The 15,874-nt window shown below is 60.9% G+C and carries 17 protein-coding genes; 8 read left to right on the top strand and 9 right to left on the bottom strand.

Translation table 11 applies throughout. From position 1 onward, the window contains the following. Positions 1 to 11: 11 nt before the first annotated feature. The 3 genes from KSS97_RS24260 to KSS97_RS24250 form a co-directional block, all read right to left on the bottom strand. Positions 12 to 950 carry a MerR family transcriptional regulator gene (locus KSS97_RS24260; protein WP_217860318.1) on the bottom strand — a complete coding sequence of 313 codons (939 nt, stop codon included), beginning with the start codon at positions 948 to 950 and terminating at the stop codon, positions 12 to 14. Next, positions 950 to 1,912, bottom strand: a complete 963-nt coding sequence (locus KSS97_RS24255; protein WP_217860317.1) for a YbgA family protein — start codon at positions 1,910 to 1,912, stop codon at positions 950 to 952. Before KSS97_RS24255 ends, KSS97_RS24260 begins: the two co-directional genes overlap by 1 nt. 176 nt (positions 1,913 to 2,088) lie before the next feature. Then, a complete protein-coding gene (locus KSS97_RS24250; RefSeq protein WP_030138591.1) occupies positions 2,089 to 3,075 on the bottom strand; it encodes an NAD(P)/FAD-dependent oxidoreductase in 987 nt (328 codons plus the stop codon). A gap of 196 nt (positions 3,076 to 3,271) precedes the next feature. Here KSS97_RS24250 and KSS97_RS24245 point away from each other — a divergent pair, with 196 nt between their 5' ends. Together KSS97_RS24245 and hemH are read left to right on the top strand one after the other, a co-directional pair. Next, positions 3,272 to 4,171 carry a TIGR01777 family oxidoreductase gene (locus tag KSS97_RS24245; protein WP_217860316.1) on the top strand — a complete coding sequence of 300 codons (900 nt, stop codon included), beginning with the start codon at positions 3,272 to 3,274 and terminating at the stop codon, positions 4,169 to 4,171. Between the two features lie 13 nt (positions 4,172 to 4,184). Continuing rightward, a complete protein-coding gene (gene hemH, locus KSS97_RS24240; protein ID WP_217860315.1) occupies positions 4,185 to 5,210 on the top strand; it encodes a ferrochelatase in 1,026 nt (341 codons plus the stop codon). Positions 5,211 to 5,352: 142 nt separating this feature from the next. On the opposite strand, the gene KSS97_RS24235 is transcribed toward hemH, so the two are convergent. Both KSS97_RS24235 and upp read right to left on the bottom strand, forming a co-directional pair. Next, positions 5,353 to 6,627: a uracil-xanthine permease family protein gene (locus KSS97_RS24235; protein ID WP_217860314.1), complete on the bottom strand. Its 1,275-nt coding sequence runs from the start codon at positions 6,625 to 6,627 to the stop codon at positions 5,353 to 5,355. Between the two features lie 2 nt (positions 6,628 to 6,629). Further along, the gene (gene upp, locus KSS97_RS24230; protein WP_030138594.1) at positions 6,630 to 7,268 is read right to left on the bottom strand and encodes a uracil phosphoribosyltransferase; all 639 of its coding nucleotides are present in this window, start codon (positions 7,266 to 7,268) and stop codon (positions 6,630 to 6,632) included. 162 nt (positions 7,269 to 7,430) lie between these two features. On the opposite strand from upp, the gene KSS97_RS24225 reads away from it, so the two are divergent. Together KSS97_RS24225 and KSS97_RS24220 are read left to right on the top strand one after the other, a co-directional pair. Continuing rightward, entirely contained in the window at positions 7,431 to 7,988 is a 558-nt protein-coding gene (locus KSS97_RS24225; RefSeq protein WP_181287867.1) for a hypoxanthine-guanine phosphoribosyltransferase, read from the top strand. Positions 7,989 to 7,991: 3 nt separating this feature from the next. After that, a complete protein-coding gene (locus tag KSS97_RS24220) occupies positions 7,992 to 8,465 on the top strand; it encodes a WbuC family cupin fold metalloprotein (protein ID WP_181287868.1) in 474 nt (157 codons plus the stop codon). Between the two features lie 169 nt (positions 8,466 to 8,634). On the opposite strand, the gene dauA is transcribed toward KSS97_RS24220, so the two are convergent. Further along, entirely contained in the window at positions 8,635 to 10,362 is a 1,728-nt protein-coding gene (gene dauA, locus KSS97_RS24215; protein ID WP_217860313.1) for a C4-dicarboxylic acid transporter DauA, read from the bottom strand. A 293-nt stretch (positions 10,363 to 10,655) separates the two neighbouring features. Between dauA and KSS97_RS24210 the strand changes: the two genes are divergently transcribed. From KSS97_RS24210 to KSS97_RS24200, 3 genes are all read left to right on the top strand, one after another. Continuing rightward, the gene (locus tag KSS97_RS24210) at positions 10,656 to 11,141 is read left to right on the top strand and encodes a hypothetical protein (RefSeq protein WP_217860312.1); all 486 of its coding nucleotides are present in this window, start codon (positions 10,656 to 10,658) and stop codon (positions 11,139 to 11,141) included. 61 nt (positions 11,142 to 11,202) lie between these two features. Continuing rightward, complete coding sequence (locus KSS97_RS24205; RefSeq protein WP_217860311.1) at positions 11,203 to 11,490, top strand: PA4642 family protein; 288 nt, start codon at positions 11,203 to 11,205, stop codon at positions 11,488 to 11,490. Between the two features lie 191 nt (positions 11,491 to 11,681). Beyond that, positions 11,682 to 12,140 carry a hypothetical protein gene (locus KSS97_RS24200; RefSeq protein WP_217860310.1) on the top strand — a complete coding sequence of 153 codons (459 nt, stop codon included), beginning with the start codon at positions 11,682 to 11,684 and terminating at the stop codon, positions 12,138 to 12,140. A gap of 62 nt (positions 12,141 to 12,202) precedes the next feature. On the opposite strand, the gene mqo is transcribed toward KSS97_RS24200, so the two are convergent. Next, on the bottom strand, positions 12,203 to 13,708 hold the full coding sequence (gene mqo, locus KSS97_RS24195; protein ID WP_217860309.1) for a malate dehydrogenase (quinone): 1,506 nt from the start codon (positions 13,706 to 13,708) through the stop codon (positions 12,203 to 12,205). A 736-nt stretch (positions 13,709 to 14,444) separates the two neighbouring features. Beyond that, positions 14,445 to 14,678 (bottom strand): hypothetical protein, encoded by a 234-nt coding sequence (locus tag KSS97_RS24190; protein ID WP_030138600.1) that lies wholly within the window; start codon positions 14,676 to 14,678, stop codon positions 14,445 to 14,447. Positions 14,679 to 14,884: 206 nt separating this feature from the next. Between KSS97_RS24190 and KSS97_RS24185 the strand changes: the two genes are divergently transcribed. Continuing rightward, positions 14,885 to 15,469 carry a YajG family lipoprotein gene (locus KSS97_RS24185; RefSeq protein ID WP_030138601.1) on the top strand — a complete coding sequence of 195 codons (585 nt, stop codon included), beginning with the start codon at positions 14,885 to 14,887 and terminating at the stop codon, positions 15,467 to 15,469. A 130-nt stretch (positions 15,470 to 15,599) separates the two neighbouring features. On the opposite strand, the gene KSS97_RS24180 is transcribed toward KSS97_RS24185, so the two are convergent. Continuing rightward, positions 15,600 to 15,806 (bottom strand): hypothetical protein, encoded by a 207-nt coding sequence (locus KSS97_RS24180; RefSeq protein WP_030138602.1) that lies wholly within the window; start codon positions 15,804 to 15,806, stop codon positions 15,600 to 15,602. Positions 15,807 to 15,874: the final 68 nt, after the last annotated feature.

Below are 15,874 nucleotides of genomic sequence, written 5' to 3'. Positions count from 1 at the left end.
CGGTCTTTCATCTACAGGAGTTCTCTGCGGCTCAGCTCGCGGTAAGCGGCCAGTGGGTCTTCGGCCCAGGACACGTCCAGCGTCGAGACGCCTGTGGATAACCTGGCTTGATGGATCGACGCGGCCGGGCCGGCGATGATGATCGGGCAGTCGATTGCATTCAGCAGCCTGGGCAGTTGGGACAGGTCCAGGGCGTGGTTGGAATACACCAGCACGGCGCGAACCTTGAGGCGTTCGACCGCCAGGGCCAACTCTCCGGCAGGCAGCGGCCCGTCAAGTATTTCCACGGGGCAATCGGCGCTGCTGGCGAGCCAGGCGGTGAGCCACAAGCAGGGTTCCTGATGTGATTGCGAGTGATTGACCAGCAGCAACGGCGCGCCACGCAGCTGGCGGTTGTTGTGATAAATCCGGCTGCCGAATTTGCTGCGCAGCCAAGTGTGGAAAAACACCTGCTCCAGTTGCGCGCCGAACTGGCCTTGCCAGCGCGTTTGCAACTCGGCCAGCAAGGGCAGCAACAACTGTTCGCAGACTGTCCGCGGCGGATACAGCGCCATCGCCTGGTTGATCAGGTCGTCGACCTGACGCTCGGCCAGTTGTGTCACGGCCAGCAGCAAGGCATGGCGCTGGCGTTGCCATTCGTCCTGCAGGGGCTCTTCGGGTGGTTGCGGCGTCTCGAGCAACGGCTTGATCTTGCTCACCGCCACGCCGCGATTGATCCAGGTGAGGATGCTCTGGATCCGCTGCACATGCTCGGCATTGAACAGGCGATGCCCCTTGGCGGTGCGGTGCGGCACGATCAAGCCGTAGCGTCGCTCCCAGGCCCGCAGCGTGACGGCATTGACGCCGGTTTGCCGGGCCACTTCGCGGATGGGAAGCCAGCCCTGCGCCAGTGCCTCGGCAAAATCGACGCCGAGGTCTTCGCTGGCGCTTGAATCAGGTTTTGTATTCATCAAATGGCGTTTCGCAAGCTGAGATTTTCCGGGTGAGGTTGCAGGTACACCTGCTGCGCCAGATAAGGGTCAGGGTGCTGGCGCAGGTGGTGCTTGAGCAGTGTCAGCGGTACCACCAGCGGCACGATGCCGAGGCGATATTGCGCGATGAGGTGTTGCACTTCCTGCTTGTCATCGGCATCGATGGCGCGCTTGAGATAGCCGCTCAAGTGCTGGAGTACGTTGGTATGGGTACGGCGGGTGGCGCATTTTTTCAAGGCGGCCATCAAGGCGCTGAAATAACGTGCGCCCAATTCGTCGGGGTCGCCCTTGCCCATGTTGCCCAGCATGTTGCCCAGTGCCTTGTACTGCACCGGGTTGTGGGCCATCAGCTGGTATTTGTAGCGCGAGTGAAATTCGATGAGGTCGCGTCGGGTCAGGCCTCGCTGGCGCAGGGGTTGCCAGGCCGCATAGGCGAACACGCGCGTCAGGAAATTCTCCCGCAGCACCGGGTCATTCAGGCGGCCATCTTCCTCCACCGGCAGGTCCGGATGACGCTCGCAAAAAGCCTGGGCATAGATGCCTCGTCCACCGCCGTCCTGGGGCGCACCGTTATGACCATAGACCTTGACCCGTTCCAGCCCGCAGGAAGGCGATTTCTGCATGAAGATATAGCCACAGATACCCTCCAACTCCCCGGCCATCTGCCGTCCGTATTCGGCCAACGGTCCCGTCACGTCGAGGTCGCGATTCACTGTGCCTACCGCGTCAGGATGCTCTGGGTTGCCCACCAGGCGAATCGGCTCGCGGGGAATGCCCAGGCCGATGGCGACCTCGGGGCACACCGGGACGAAATCGAAGTATTCCGTGAGCGTGCGACTGCACAGTGGCGACTGTTTATGCCCGCCGTTAAAGCGAACTTCAGCGCCCATCAGGCAGGCGCTGATGGCAATTCTGGGTTTGGCATGGGCTTCGCTGGGCATGGGCGACCTCTGATGGCTTAATCTTGTACAGTTTTTGTTTTCTGTACAATATTTTCATCATAGGTCCGAACGGGCACAAGTCAACCGCGAATTGAAAGAGCGGAGTTCATGACATGTTGGCGCGGGATAGGCTGCTGTCTGGTGCGACAGCAGCGAGCGGTGCGGGATGACACGATTCACTGAAGACTGGCGTGCAAGCGCCGAGCGGCCTCCTGGCCGCTGAGCCAGGCGCCTTCGACCCGGCCGGACAGGCACCAGTCGCCACACACATACAAACCCAGGTCCGCGTCCGCCAGTGCGCCCCATTCATGACTGCCGGCAGGGCGCGCATACAGCCAGCGATGGGCCACGCTGAAGCTCGGCGCTGGCATCGCGCTGTGCAACAGTTCGGCGAAGGCACCGTGCAAATGTTCGATGACCGCTTCCTTGGGCATGTCGATGTGCTGGCGGCTCCAGTCACTCGTGGCGTGCAGCACCCACGTGTCGAGCTTGCTGTCGCGCCCCGGTTTGCTGCGGTTGCGCGCCAGCCAGTCGAGGGGGCTGTCTTGTACGAAGCAGCCTTCCATAGGTGTATCCAGGGGATGTTCGAAGGCCAGCGCCACGGCCCAGGTAGGGTCCATTTTTACCCCGGCGGCCACCCCGGCCAGTTTCGGCACGGCCGCCAGCAACGCGGTGGCCTGGGGCGCCGGCGTGGCGATGATCACCTGGCCGAAGGGGCCATGGGTGAACCCTTCCGCGTCCTGCAGGTGCCAATGCTCCTGGCCGCGAAATACTTCGGTGATGCGGCAGGCGAATTGCACCTGCAGTTCGCCGAGCAGGGCGCGGGTAATGGCGCTCATGCGGGGGGTTCCGACCCAGCGGGTCTGTTCGTCGGGGGAGGGGCTCATTTGCCCGTCCTGATAATGATAGAGCTGCGGGTTCCACTCCGCCGCCCAGCCGTTGGCTTGCCAGCGCTGGACTTCCGTGACGAAGCGCCGATCGCGAGCGGTGAAATATTGTGCGCCCATGTCCAGGGCGCCAGCGTCACTGCGCTTGCTCGACATGCGACCGCCGCTGCCGTGGCTTTTGTCGAAGAGTTGGATGACGTGCCCGGCCTCCGTCAGGGCCTGGGCGGCTGATAACCCGGCGATGCCGGTGCCGATGATTGCGATAGGTACAGTCATGAGGGCCTCGTTTAACTTTCTGTACAGACTACGCCGTCGTTTAATCCTGTACAATTTTGATTTTTGGTATAAGTTTTACCGTTCGCGTTTCGACAGGTTGTCCTATTGTTAGAAACACACCCTGTCCGATATGAAAAATCTCTACCTATAAAAATAGACTAATGGGCCGGGTAAAACGCGATGAGAGGTACACCTCATGCACATATTGCTGACCGGCGGTACTGGTTTGATCGGACGGCAGCTCTGCCGGCACTGGTTGGAGCAAGGACATCACTTGACGGTCTGGAGTCGTCGACCTGAGCAAGTGGCTGAAATTTGCGGCGCGCAGGTACGCGGCGTCGCCAAGCTCGACGAGATTCGCGAGCCCGTGGACGCGGTGATCAACCTGGCGGGGGCGCCCATTGCCGACCGCCCCTGGAGTCATAAGCGCAAGATGTTGCTATGGAGCAGCCGCGTCACGCTGACCGAGGTTTTGCTCGCATGGCTGGAGCGTTGCGAGCAGAAGCCGCAGGTACTGATTTCCGGTTCCGCGGTGGGTTGGTATGGCGACGGCGGCGAGCGAGAGTTGACCGAGGAATCGGGGCCGGTCAGCGAGGATTTCGCCAGCCAGTTGTGCATTGCCTGGGAAGAAACCGCGCAGCGGGCCGAGGCCATGGGCCTGCGTGTGGTGCTGGTTCGCACCGGCCTGGTCCTGTCTGCCGAGGGCGGCTTTTTGTCGCGGCTGTTATTGCCCTTCAAGCTGGCGCTGGGCGGGCGTATCGGCGATGGTCGGCAGTGGATGCCGTGGATTCATATCGACGATCAAATCGCCCTGATTGATTTTCTTCTGCACCGCGATGATGCCAGCGGTCCTTATAATGCCTGCGCGCCGAACCCGGTGCGCAACCGCGATTTTGCCAAGGCCCTGGGGCACGTGTTGCATCGGCCGGCGGTGGTGCCGATGCCAGAGCTGGCGTTGAAAGTCGCGTTGGGTGAGTTGTCATTACTGTTGCTGGGCGGCCAGCGCGCCACGCCGGCCCGATTACAGGCGGCGGGTTTTTCATTCCGGTTCACTGATTTACCTGCGGCCCTGGAAGATTTGTCGGGTCGCCTTTGAAATAGGATGTTGCATGACCGATCACGCGTTGCTTCTGGTGAATCTGGGTTCGCCTGCCTCCACCTCGGTGGCCGATGTGCGCCGCTACCTCAATCAATTCCTGATGGATCCGTACGTTATCGACTTGCCTTGGCCGGTGCGTCGGTTGCTGGTGTCGCTGATCCTGATCAAGCGCCCCGAGCAGTCGGCCCATGCCTATGCGTCGATCTGGTGGGAGGAGGGCTCGCCGCTGGTGGTGCTCAGCCGGCGCTTGCAGCAAGCCATGACCCGTCAATGGACTCAAGGCCCGGTGGAACTGGCGATGCGTTATGGCGAGCCCTCCCTCGAATCCACCCTGGTACGGCTGGCGAGCCAGGGCCACAAGAACATCACGCTGGCGCCGTTGTATCCGCAATTCGCGGAAAGCACCGTGACCACAGTGGTTGAAGAGGCCAAGCGGGTCGTGCGCGAAAAGAGGCTCGATGTGCAGTTCTCGATTCTCCAGCCGTTCTACGACCAGCCGGAATACCTCGATGCGCTGGTCGCCAACGCCAAGCCGTACTTGATGCAGGACCATGATCACTTGCTGCTGAGTTTCCATGGCCTGCCCGAACGGCACCTGACCAAGCTCGATCCCACGGGTTTCCACTGTTTCAAGGATGCCGACTGCTGCAAGAACGCGCCGCCGGAAGTCATGGCGACGTGTTACCGCGCCCAGTGCATCCGCACCGCCGAGCTGTTTGCCCATCGCATGGGCCTGGCGGATGGAAAATGGTCGGTGTCGTTCCAGTCGCGACTGGGCCGTGCCAAGTGGATCGAACCGTACACTGAAGCGCGCCTGGAGGAACTGGCCAAGAGCGGCGTGAAGAAGGTCCTCGTGATGTGCCCGGCGTTCGTCGCCGATTGCATCGAGACGCTGGAGGAAATCGGCGACCGTGGCCGTGAACAGTTTCGCGAAGCGGGAGGGGAGGAGTTGGTGTTGGTGCCGTGTCTCAATGACGATCCGCAGTGGGCGCAGGCGTTGAGCACCCTTTGCGAACGGGCGCCGATTGCTTTGTGAGGTTCAAGGGCCTCATCGCGAGCAAGCTCGCTCCCACATGGGCCTGCGGTGTACACAAATTTTGTGACCACTCGAGATCCACTGTGGGAGCGAGCTTGCTCGCGATGGCTATTTAAGGGTCAAAAAAGCCTTCAAGCCTGAGTCAGATCAACGGCTCATCCGCCTTCTTCTGCTTCCAACCGTCATTACCCGGCAGCAACAGGTTCAACGCGATCGCCACCACGGCGCACAGCGCGATGCCCTTGAGACCGAAGTCGTCCGGGCCAGTGCCGGTGCCCACCAGCACGCCGCCGATGCCGAACACCAAGGTCACTGAAACGATCACCAGGTTGCGGGCTTCGCCCAAGTCGATCTTGTGGCGGATCAGCGTGTTCATGCCCACCGCCGCGATCGAGCCGAACAGCAGGCACAGGATCCCGCCCATCACCGGTACCGGGATGCTCTGCAGCAGCGCGCCGAACTTGCCGATGAACGCCAGGCTGATGGCAAAGATTGCCGCCCAGGTCATGATCTTCGGGTTGTAGTTCTTGGTCAGCATCACCGCGCCAGTCACTTCGGCGTAGGTGGTGTTGGGCGGGCCGCCGAACAGGCCGGCGGCGGTGGTGGCAATGCCGTCGCCGAGCAGTGTGCGATGCAGGCCGGGTTTTTTCAGGTAGTCACGACCGGTCACGCTGCCCACGGCGATCACACCGCCGATGTGCTCGATGGCCGGCGCCAGGGCGACCGGCACGATGAACAGGATTGCCTGCCAGTTGAACTCCGGTGCGGTGAACGCCGGCAGGGCGAACCATGGCGCGGCGGCGATTTTTGCGGTGTCCACGACACCGAAGAAAAACGCCATGGCAAAACCCACCAGCACGCCGGAAATGATCGGCACCAGGCGGAAAATGCCTTTGCCGAACACCGCTACGATCAAGGTGGTGAGTAGCGCCGGCATGGAAATCATCATCGCGGTCTGATAATGAATCAGTTCAGTGCCATCGCCGGCCTTGCCCATCGCCATGTTGGCGGCAATCGGCGCCATGGCCAGGCCGATGGAGATGATCACCGGGCCGATCACCACCGGTGGCAGCAGCCGGTCGATGAACCCGGTGCCCTTGATCTTTACTGCCAGGCCCAGGAACGTGTAGACGAAACCGGCCGCCATCACGCCGCCCATGGTCGCCGCCAGGCCGAACTGGCCCTTGGCAAGGATGATCGGCGTGATGAAGGCAAAACTCGAGGCGAGAAACACCGGCACCTGGCGTCCGGTGACGACCTGGAACAGGATCGTTCCCAGGCCGGCGGTGAACAGCGCCACGTTCGGGTCCAGCCCAGTGATCAGCGGCATCAATACCAGCGCGCCGAAGGCGACGAACAGCATCTGCGCGCCGGACAGCACCTGGCGCCAGAGCGGATCGTTGAACTCGTCCTGCATGCTCAGGCGTCCTTCTGCTTGGTGCCGAAGATCTTGTCGCCGGCATCGCCCAGGCCGGGGATGATGTAGCCGTGTTCGTTGAGTTTCTGGTCGATGGACGCGGTGTAGATGGTCACGTCCGGATGGGCATCCTCCACGGCCTTGATGCCTTCCGGCGCGGCAACCAGCACCATCGCGCGAATGTCGCGGCAACCGGCTTTCTTCAGCAGGTCGATGGTGGCGACCATCGAGCTGCCGGTGGCGAGCATCGGGTCGATGATCATCGCCAGGCGCTCGTCGATTTCCGGTACCAGTTTTTCCAGGTAAGTGTGTGCTTGCAGGGTCTGCTCGTTGCGAGCCACGCCCACCGCGCTGACCTTGGCCCCCGGGATCAGGCTGAGCACGCCTTCGAGCATGCCGATGCCGGCGCGCAGGATCGGCACCACGGTGATTTTCTTGCCGGCGATTTTCTCGACCTGGACCGTACCGGCCCAGCCGTCGATTTCATAGGACTCCAGCGGCAGGTCCTTGGTGGCTTCGTAGGTGAGCAGGGCACCGACTTCCTGGGCGAGTTCGCGAAAGTTCTTCGTGCTGATGTCGGCGCGGCGCATCAGGCCGAGTTTATGTCTGATCAGCGGATGGCGGATCTCGAGGATGGGCATGGGGAAGGCTCCGGCGGCGGGCAAAAAAACCGGCCTAGATTAATCTATCCGAGGGTGTTGTCCTATAGACAATACAGAACGTTAGTCCACAAATGCTTGATCTGGCCGGGCGGGATGCGTACCTTTGCCGGCTTTTCCGAACTGCCACCCCTGGAGAGCGTTATGTCCGCTGATCTCGAGCATATCCGTCAAGTCATGCGAGAGGCTGACTGCCTGTACACCGAAGCTGAAGTCGAAGCGGCCATTGCCCGTGTCGGTGCGCAAATCAACGATCAGTTGGCCGACAGCAATCCGGTGGTGTTCTGCGTGATGAACGGCGGGCTGATTTTCTCCGGCAAGCTGCTGACCTATCTGAACTTCCCGCTGGAAGCGTCCTACCTGCACGCGACCCGTTATCGCAACGAAACCAGCGGCGGCGACCTGTTCTGGAAAGCCAAGCCGGAAGTCTCGTTCATCGACCGCGACGTACTGATCATCGACGACATCCTCGACGAAGGTCATACCCTGGGCGCGATCATCGATTTCTGCAAACACGCCGGCGCCCGCGCGGTGCACACCGCCGTTCTGATCGACAAGGATCACGACCGCAAGGCTCGTCCGGACCTGAAGGCCGACTTCGTCGGTTTGCCGTGTATCGACCGCTACATCTTTGGCTATGGCATGGACTACAAAGGCTACTGGCGCAACGCCAACGGTATCTTTGCGGTCAAGGGGATGTAATAGATGACTGGGCCGGCGTTCCTGGATCAAGCCCTGTTCGATGAACTGGCCGGGAAAGCCGCGGCCAGCCCACGCGGGCGGCAGCATCACAACTTCCACCAGATGGACGAGCCTTGCCATCGCATGGCGGTGGGCTTGCAGCCGTCGACCTACATCCCGCCACATCGCCATTTGAGCGCCGACAAGGCTGAGACCTTGCTTGTGCTCAAGGGCCGGCTCGGTGTGTTGATCTTCGACGAAACCGGTACGGTGCTCGACAAGCGAATCCTGCAGGCTGGCGGCGCTTGCCTCGGTGTCGACTTGCCGGCTGGCGTCTACCACGGCCTGGTGGTACTCGAAGCCGACAGCCTGATGTTCGAATGCAAGGCGGGCCCTTATCGGCCAGTGGGCGAGGGCGAACTGGCCCATTGGGCACCTCGCGAAGGCGAGCCCGGCGTGGCGCAATACCACGCCTGGATGCGCGCTCAGTTCGATTGATCGACCTGTAGTGAGGAGGCTTTTGTGGCGAGGGGATTTATCCCCGCTGGGTTGCGAAGCGACCCTAGAACAATCGACTCGATTAGCCTGACACTCCGAGTCGCCTGATTTTAGGGCTGCTTCGCAACCCAGCGGGGATAAATCCCCTCGCCACAGGTCGGGCGCGTCTTCAATGGGCCATACGACTGGCCAACCAATGCTCGCTCTTGACCCGCGCCTGTTCCAAGGTCTGCACATACGCCAATTGACGCTGCTCGCGGTGTATCCCAGCGCGGCGCAGTTTCAGGCGTACCCTCGGCGCGGTCGCGACCAGGATCAGGCCGATGCCCTGCTTGCGGTAATCCCTCAGGATATTTTCAAACGCGGCCAGGGCGGTCATGTCCAGCATCGGTACGGCGCTCATTTCCACGACCACTACCCGAACACCCGGGTCGAACTTGCGCAGCACGTCCAGGGCTTTTTCCGCTGCGCCAAAGAACAACGGCCCGCGAATGGCATAGCAGCGAACATGCTCGGGCATGTCCAGCAAGGCTTTATGGACATGGCGCGGCAGCTCGGCGCTGTCGGTCAGTTCGCTCATGCGCTTGATAAACAGTCCGGCCGCCAGCAACAGGCCGACGGCGACGGCCATCACCATGTCGAACAGCACGGTCAGGCTCAGGCAGGTCAACAGGACCAGCACATCGCTGCGCGGCGCGATACGCAGCGTGTGCAGCACATGCCCGGCCTCGCTCATGTTCCAGGCCACCATCACCAGCAATGCCGCCAGCGCGGCCATGGGCAAGTAGCTGAACAGCGGTGCCAGCAGCACAATCGCCACCAATACCACCAGGCTGTGGATGATCGCCGCCAGCGGTGAGGTCGCGCCGCTGCGCACGTTGGTGGCGCTACGGGCGATGGCGGCGGTGGCGGTGATGCCGCCGAACAGCGGCGCAACCAGATTGCCCAGGCCCTGGCCCATCAGCTCGGCGTTCGGGTCATGTTTGCTGCCGGTCATGCCGTCCGCCACTACCGCGCACAACAATGATTCGATGGCACCGAGCATGGCGATGGCAAACGCCGGCCCCAGCAATTGGCGGAACAGGTCATAGGAAAGCACCAGCTCATGACCTTGGCTGTCCGACAGGTTCCACGGCCAGTCGAAGCTCGGCAGGAAAGGCGGGATGCCGGGATAGGCGATGCCATCGACGACATAGCTGAAGCGCTCGCCCAATGTTGCGATCGGCCATCCGCCACGCTCCATCGCCAGCCCCAGCAGTGCGCCCACGAGCAAGGCCACCAGGTGCCCGGGAACCCGTGGTACCCAGCGCGGCCAGGCAATCAGCACGGCCAGGCACGCGACGCCGATGATGCCGTCGCCAAGATGGGCGCTGGGCAACGCGACGACCAGCTCGCCGAGCTGTTCGATGTAGTGCTTGGCGTGGCCTGCGGTGGTCAGTCCCAACAGGTCCTTGAGTTGCAGCGTGGCGATCACGACGCCGATCCCGGCAGTGAAACCGAGGATCACGGGATAGGGGATGTATTGGATCAGCCGCCCGGCGCGCATCAATCCCAGGGCGATCAGGATCAAGCCGGCGAGCATCGTGCACAACAGCAGGCCGCCCAATCCGTATTGCTGGGTGATGGGCAGCAGGATGACGACAAAGGCAGCCGTCGGCCCACTCACGTTGAAACGCGAGCCTCCGGTCAGGGCGATCAGTGGCGCCGCCACCAGCACCGTGTACAGGCCATGCTGGGGCGGGACGCCAACGGCGATTGCCAGCGCCATGGCCAGTGGGATGGCGATGATGCCCACGGTGAGCCCGGCCACCAGATCGCCGCGCAGGCGTTCAAGGGTGTAACCGGCACGCCAGGCTTGGCGCCAGGCGGCAAACAGCGGTGGGGCGGAGAAGGACATGGATACTCCACATGACGTAAATGGAACATGGGGTCCTGTGGCGAGGGGATTTAGCGAAACGTCGCACCGCCCCGCTGGGTCGCGAAGCGGCCCCGGCTTTTTGTATCGCCAGGCTGAATGCAAGTGCTACGCACTTGAGCGGGGATAAATCCCCTCGCCACGAAAGCGTACCTCAGTGAGGTCACGCAGATTGCCCTCTGAGTATGCCGCGCCAGACACCTGGATGTATTGACCCGGGTCGCTTATTTTTTCCACGGATGCTAGCGTGCCCAGCCAAGTCTCTGGAGCCTGTCATGCGTGTATCGATCCACCGCTGCGCCACTCTGCTATTGATAGCCAGCCTGCCCATGACAGCCATGGCTGCGCCGATGCACAGCCAGTTCCTGCCCCCCGATGACCTGGTGGCGCGCCAGGAACAGCCCGAACAGCAGCAGTTGCTGCAAGTCACGGAGTATTCGGTGGTGCTGGGCAACCAGCGACCGTCCAATCAACAACCGATCCCGGTCACCTCGCCCTTGATGGTGCGGCTCAAAGGCAAACCCCTGAACAAGGGCGCGACCATCAGCCAGGTCATCCTCAATTTCGATGGCGAAAGCAAAAGCCTGAAGAAACCGGTGTTCGACGAGGCAAGCAAGACCCTGACCCTGTCTTATCCACAGGCCCAGTACCGAGTCGTCATCGATCTGCTGCGCAACGACACGGTGTACGTGCAGTTTCTCAGCTACGCCAACGGTCACATCTGGGCCGACCTGCACACTGGCACCGCACGCCCGCGTTGAGCCGCGACGCCCGGCAGGGGTAAACTGCCCGCCCCGTGAACTGTGCGAGCTGGAGCCGGCAATGCGTAAAGACAAGAAACAGGTGATTGGTGACGAGATTGGCGATGAACAGATCAAGCTGTTCCTCAATTTTGAACCGATCGATGCCACGTCGCCGTCGCTGCACAAACTGATCAAGGCCTACCGTGGGCTGCGTGTCGATGATTTCGAGCGCTTCCTGACGTTTTTCGTCGAGGCCGGCCATGACCTCGATGGCAAGGATGAGCACGGCAACGATTTCGTCGCGCTGATCAAGGACCAGCGTAACGCCGAGGAATACATTGAGTTGGTCAACAAGGCGCGCGGCTGAGTGCGTTGAAATCGTGTCAACGCTCTTCGGAGCGTTGGGCGTTCCGCTCGATCGCAACTAACGCCTTCCTTGCAAGTTGCTCCGAAAGGTTATGTCACCATTCGGGCTGTTCTGTTTTATACGAATTTCCATTACTTTGCGTCGAAGCCAATTGGCTTCGATCTCATCGTTTAAATGGAGTTGTATTCATCATGGAAGATCAAAAGAAATATATTGCCGGGATTGTGTTGTCTCTGGCGGCGTGCCTGGCAAGTTCCGCGTCCTTCGCCCGGGATGAAATTGCCAATGTCGAAATCTACAACGCAACAGCCGCGGTTATCGTTCCTGGCAGCGATTTTACCTGGACCCGGAATCCGGCCAATGCGGGGCACGATTTTTCGATAAGCCCCGGCGAGAGCCAGGAGCTGACGTATTATCTGCCGCAATCGCGCGCCGAGCGAGAAGCCTTCAGCTATACGCAGGGCAGTCGCACGTGTCATTTCAGCTTTGGGCATATTGCCAAAACGCCGATCACTGAAGGGGCAATGCCTTATCGTCGCTGGGTTAAAGCAGAGCCGTCGGGTGTTTGTGTCGCGGAATTATTAGTTACCGAAGATGATGACGATTATGTGAGTCATGGTGGAACACGCATCAGATTCAGCATGAACTAAGGTCGCACAAATAAAAAAGCCTCCCGTTTATGCGGGAGGCTTTTTACGTTGGCCTGCAGGTATCAGGCGTAACTTTGCGCCTTGCTGTCTTCAACCAACTCCAACGCAATGTTGTTCTGCGCATTGATCTTGCGATACAGCGCCGCGTCGGTTTCCAGCACTTTTTCCCGGGCCGGGAAGATTTCCGCGAGCTTGGTGGCCCACTCGCCCTTGGTTTTTTCCGGGAAGCAACGCTCGATCAGTTCCAGCATGATCGACACGGTTACCGAAGCACCTGGCGAAGCGCCGAGCAAGGCGGCAAGGCTGCCGTCCTTGGCCGCCACCAGCTCGGTGCCGAATTGCAGGATGCCGCCTTTCTTCGGGTCTTTCTTGATGATCTGCACCCGTTGGCCGGCCACTTCCAGGCGCCAGTCTTCGGCTTTCGCCTCGGGGTAGAAGCGACGCAAGGATTCCAGGCGCTGCTCCATGGACTGCATCACTTCGCTGATCAGGTACTTGGTCAGGTCCATGTTGTCCCGGGCCACGGCCAGCATCGGGCCGATGTTGCCGGCGCGTACCGACAACGGCAGGTCCATGATCGAGCCGTGCTTGAGGAACTTGGTGGTGAAGCCGGCGTATGGCCCGAACAGCAGGGACTTCTTGCCGTCGACCACGCGGGTGTCCAGGTGCGGCACCGACATTGGCGGCGAGCCCACGGCGGCCTGGCTGTAGACCTTGGCCTGGTGGTGCTTGACCACTTCCGGGTTGTCGCAACGCAGCCACTGGCCGCTGACCGGGAAGCCGCCGAAGCCCTTGCTCTCTTCGATGCCTGAGGCTTGCAGCAGTGGTAACGCGGCGCCACCGGCACCGAGGAAGACGAACTTGGCGTCGACTTCCCGGGTATTGCCGGAATTGACGTCCTTGATGCTCACGGTCCAGCCATCACCGTTGCGCTTGAGGCCGGTGACGCGCTTGCAGTATTTGATCTGGGTGTCCGGCGCACTGCCCAGGTGCTTGAGCAACTGGTTGGTCAAGGCGCCGAAGTTGACGTCGGTACCGTTCATGACGCGGGTGGCGGCGACAACTTCGTCAGCCGGCCGGCCTGGCATCATCAGCGGCATCCACTCGGCCATCTGGCCCTTGTCTTCGGTGTATTCCATGTCGGCGAAGGCGTGATGCTGGCGCATCAGTTCGAAGCGCTTCTTCAAAAACTCCACGCCTTTCTCGCCCTGCACGAAGCTCAAGTGCGGCACGGGGGCGATGAAGGATTTCGACGAGCCGAACGTGCCCTTCCTGGTCAGGTACGTCCAGAACTGCTTCGATACTTCGAACTGGGTGTTGATGTGCACGGCTTTCTTGATGTCGACGGTGCCGTCGGCGGCCTGGGGCGTGTAGTTCAGCTCACACAGCCCGGCGTGGCCGGTACCGGCGTTGTTCCAGGGATTGGAACTCTCCGCGGCACCGGAATCCATCAGCTCGACGACTTCCAGCGAGATCGCGGGGTCGAGCTCCTTGAGCAGCACGGCCAGGGTGGCACTCATGATGCCGGCCCCTACCAGAACTACATCGACTGCTTCGTTATGCGCCATTTAACGCGTCTCCAAAAATCTGCAGCACCAAATTGTCGGCATAGCGGCCAGGAAGCGGGGCAAGTCAGTTGCGCCCCAGGAATCCATGGCCAGGAATCGCCATGTCCGAATCTTCGCAATTTTTCGCAACACTGCGGATGCATGCAGCACGGCCTCAAGAGTCACATGAACTCATTTAAGCGCCGGGCAGGCAATTCGACTTATGGCCGAGACATCCGTTCGTGCAACCAAATCCGTAGCGGACAGGCTTCAGGCGCCGGTTATTGAACGATATCCGGTCCTGTGTCGTTGGGCTGTTCCAGACGCTAATGGTGCTTGTTCAGACGCAAAACTCTTCATTTGCTCGCCACACTCTTGTGAAGTTGTGAAAACCCGTTTTTTCACGCTCTTTTGAAGACGTGAACCTCAAAAAAGGGCTGTCCCAGCCTGGCACCGCGCCCGGTTTGGTTGCCCTCATGCAGTACATGACAGGCAAAACGGGCAGACAGCTCAGTGACCGAGCGTAATGACAGCTCTGCAGATTCGTGAAAAGCGGAGATTTTGCCCGGGAACAGCAAGCGCGCCAGCTTCACTCGATCTGTGTGGGCGGCTCTCTGTGGGCGGTGCGAAGTGCCAATACAAGCGCATCAGCGATGTTGCGAGGCCCGATCAGGAGACGTCCTTATAATCGGGGGGAGATTGTAACGAAGAAACGCGTGGAAATGGTCGTGTTTTATGACTTTTATTAGCCTTCCGGTCAGACGGCCAACAGTTGCCGGCTACGGGCGCGTGCGCGGGGCGGTTGCACTCGCGCTTCGACGGGCAGGGGCTGGTGCAGCCAGTTGAGGCGGATCTCTTCGATTTCCACCCAGCCTTCGCCCATGGGTTGCAAGCTGCATTGCTTGAACGCCTGGCAGCGACCGGCGCGGTCCAGCAGGGCAAAGCAGCGATGATGGGGACGGGGGGTAAACAGATCGATCAGAAAACGCATGGTCGGATACCGTGTCGAGGGAACTTGTGGACAGCCTGACAGCCGGCCATGACATGCTGGTTTAAGGAAGGTGACAACGGGGTGACAGGAACCGCCCACGGTGGCCCTTGTCAGACATCTCGGTATTCATGCTGCGACGCTGGTTCGCCGCGATGGCGCACCGCTATACTGCCGGCCTGTTTGTGCCCGATTCTGGAGAGAAGAGCATGTTGCAACGCCTGTTGTTCGGTTTGATCGCCGTGACCAGTCTGACCCTCGTCGGCTGTGCCCACAGCCCGCAGCAACTTAACCCGGAACCCAAGCTCAACGCCCAATTGGCGCCGGTGGGCCGTGGCCAGCCGGTCGTGGTGCGTGTCGTGGACGGTCGTCCGTCGCCGACCCTCGGCACCCGCGGTGGGTTGTACCCTGAAACCAGCGTGATCACGGTGCAGGGCGCGCAGATCCTGCCGAAGTTGCAGGCCCAGGCCGAGGCGGCCGTGCGCCTGCTGGGCTTCACCCCGACCGCGAACGCCATGAACGCGCCGCAACTGACCGTGACCCTGGCGGAGCTGAAATACCAGTCGCCCAAGGAAGGCATGTACGTGACTGAAGCAACGATCGGCGCGACCTTCCGCTCCGACGTGCAGAACGCGAACCGTCGCTACAGCGGTCGTTACGGCGCTTCGCTGGACCAGCGCTTTGGCATGGCGCCGAACCAGGACACCAATACCAAGCTGGTCAGCGACGTGTTGAGCGATGCCCTGACCCGTCTGTTCAAGGACCCGACCATTGGTCAGGTGTTGGCAGAGTAAGTAACAAGCCCCATATCCCTGTGGGAGCGAGCTTGCTCGCGATAGCGGAATGTCAGCCACTTTGATGTTGGCTGATCACTGCCATCGCGAGCAAGCTCGCTCCCACAGGGTTTTTTTATGGATGAGATATTCAGGCGGCCTGGGAATAAAGCTCCAGCACGCTGATCCCGGTCAGCAGGTCTGTCTCCGGAAGATCAGCATGTGGATGGCCGCCGAGGGCGCAATACACCAGCCAGTGCCGGTCCTGGACGTTGAAGGACAGGCTGTCGACGAGGTTCTGTTGTTCGTCGCTCGGGCTGATGAGGTAGAGGCGATCCTGGTTTTCGGCGTGCAGCATGACGGGTTCCGTGCAGGTTTGGAGGGCGACAGGGTGGCCTATCCTTATGACGAAACCGTGACGGATGA

The organism is Pseudomonas alvandae, from assembly GCF_019141525.1.
GTDB lineage: Bacteria > Pseudomonadota > Gammaproteobacteria > Pseudomonadales > Pseudomonadaceae > Aquipseudomonas > Aquipseudomonas alvandae.
This window is presented reverse-complemented; position numbering and strand designations above follow the sequence as displayed.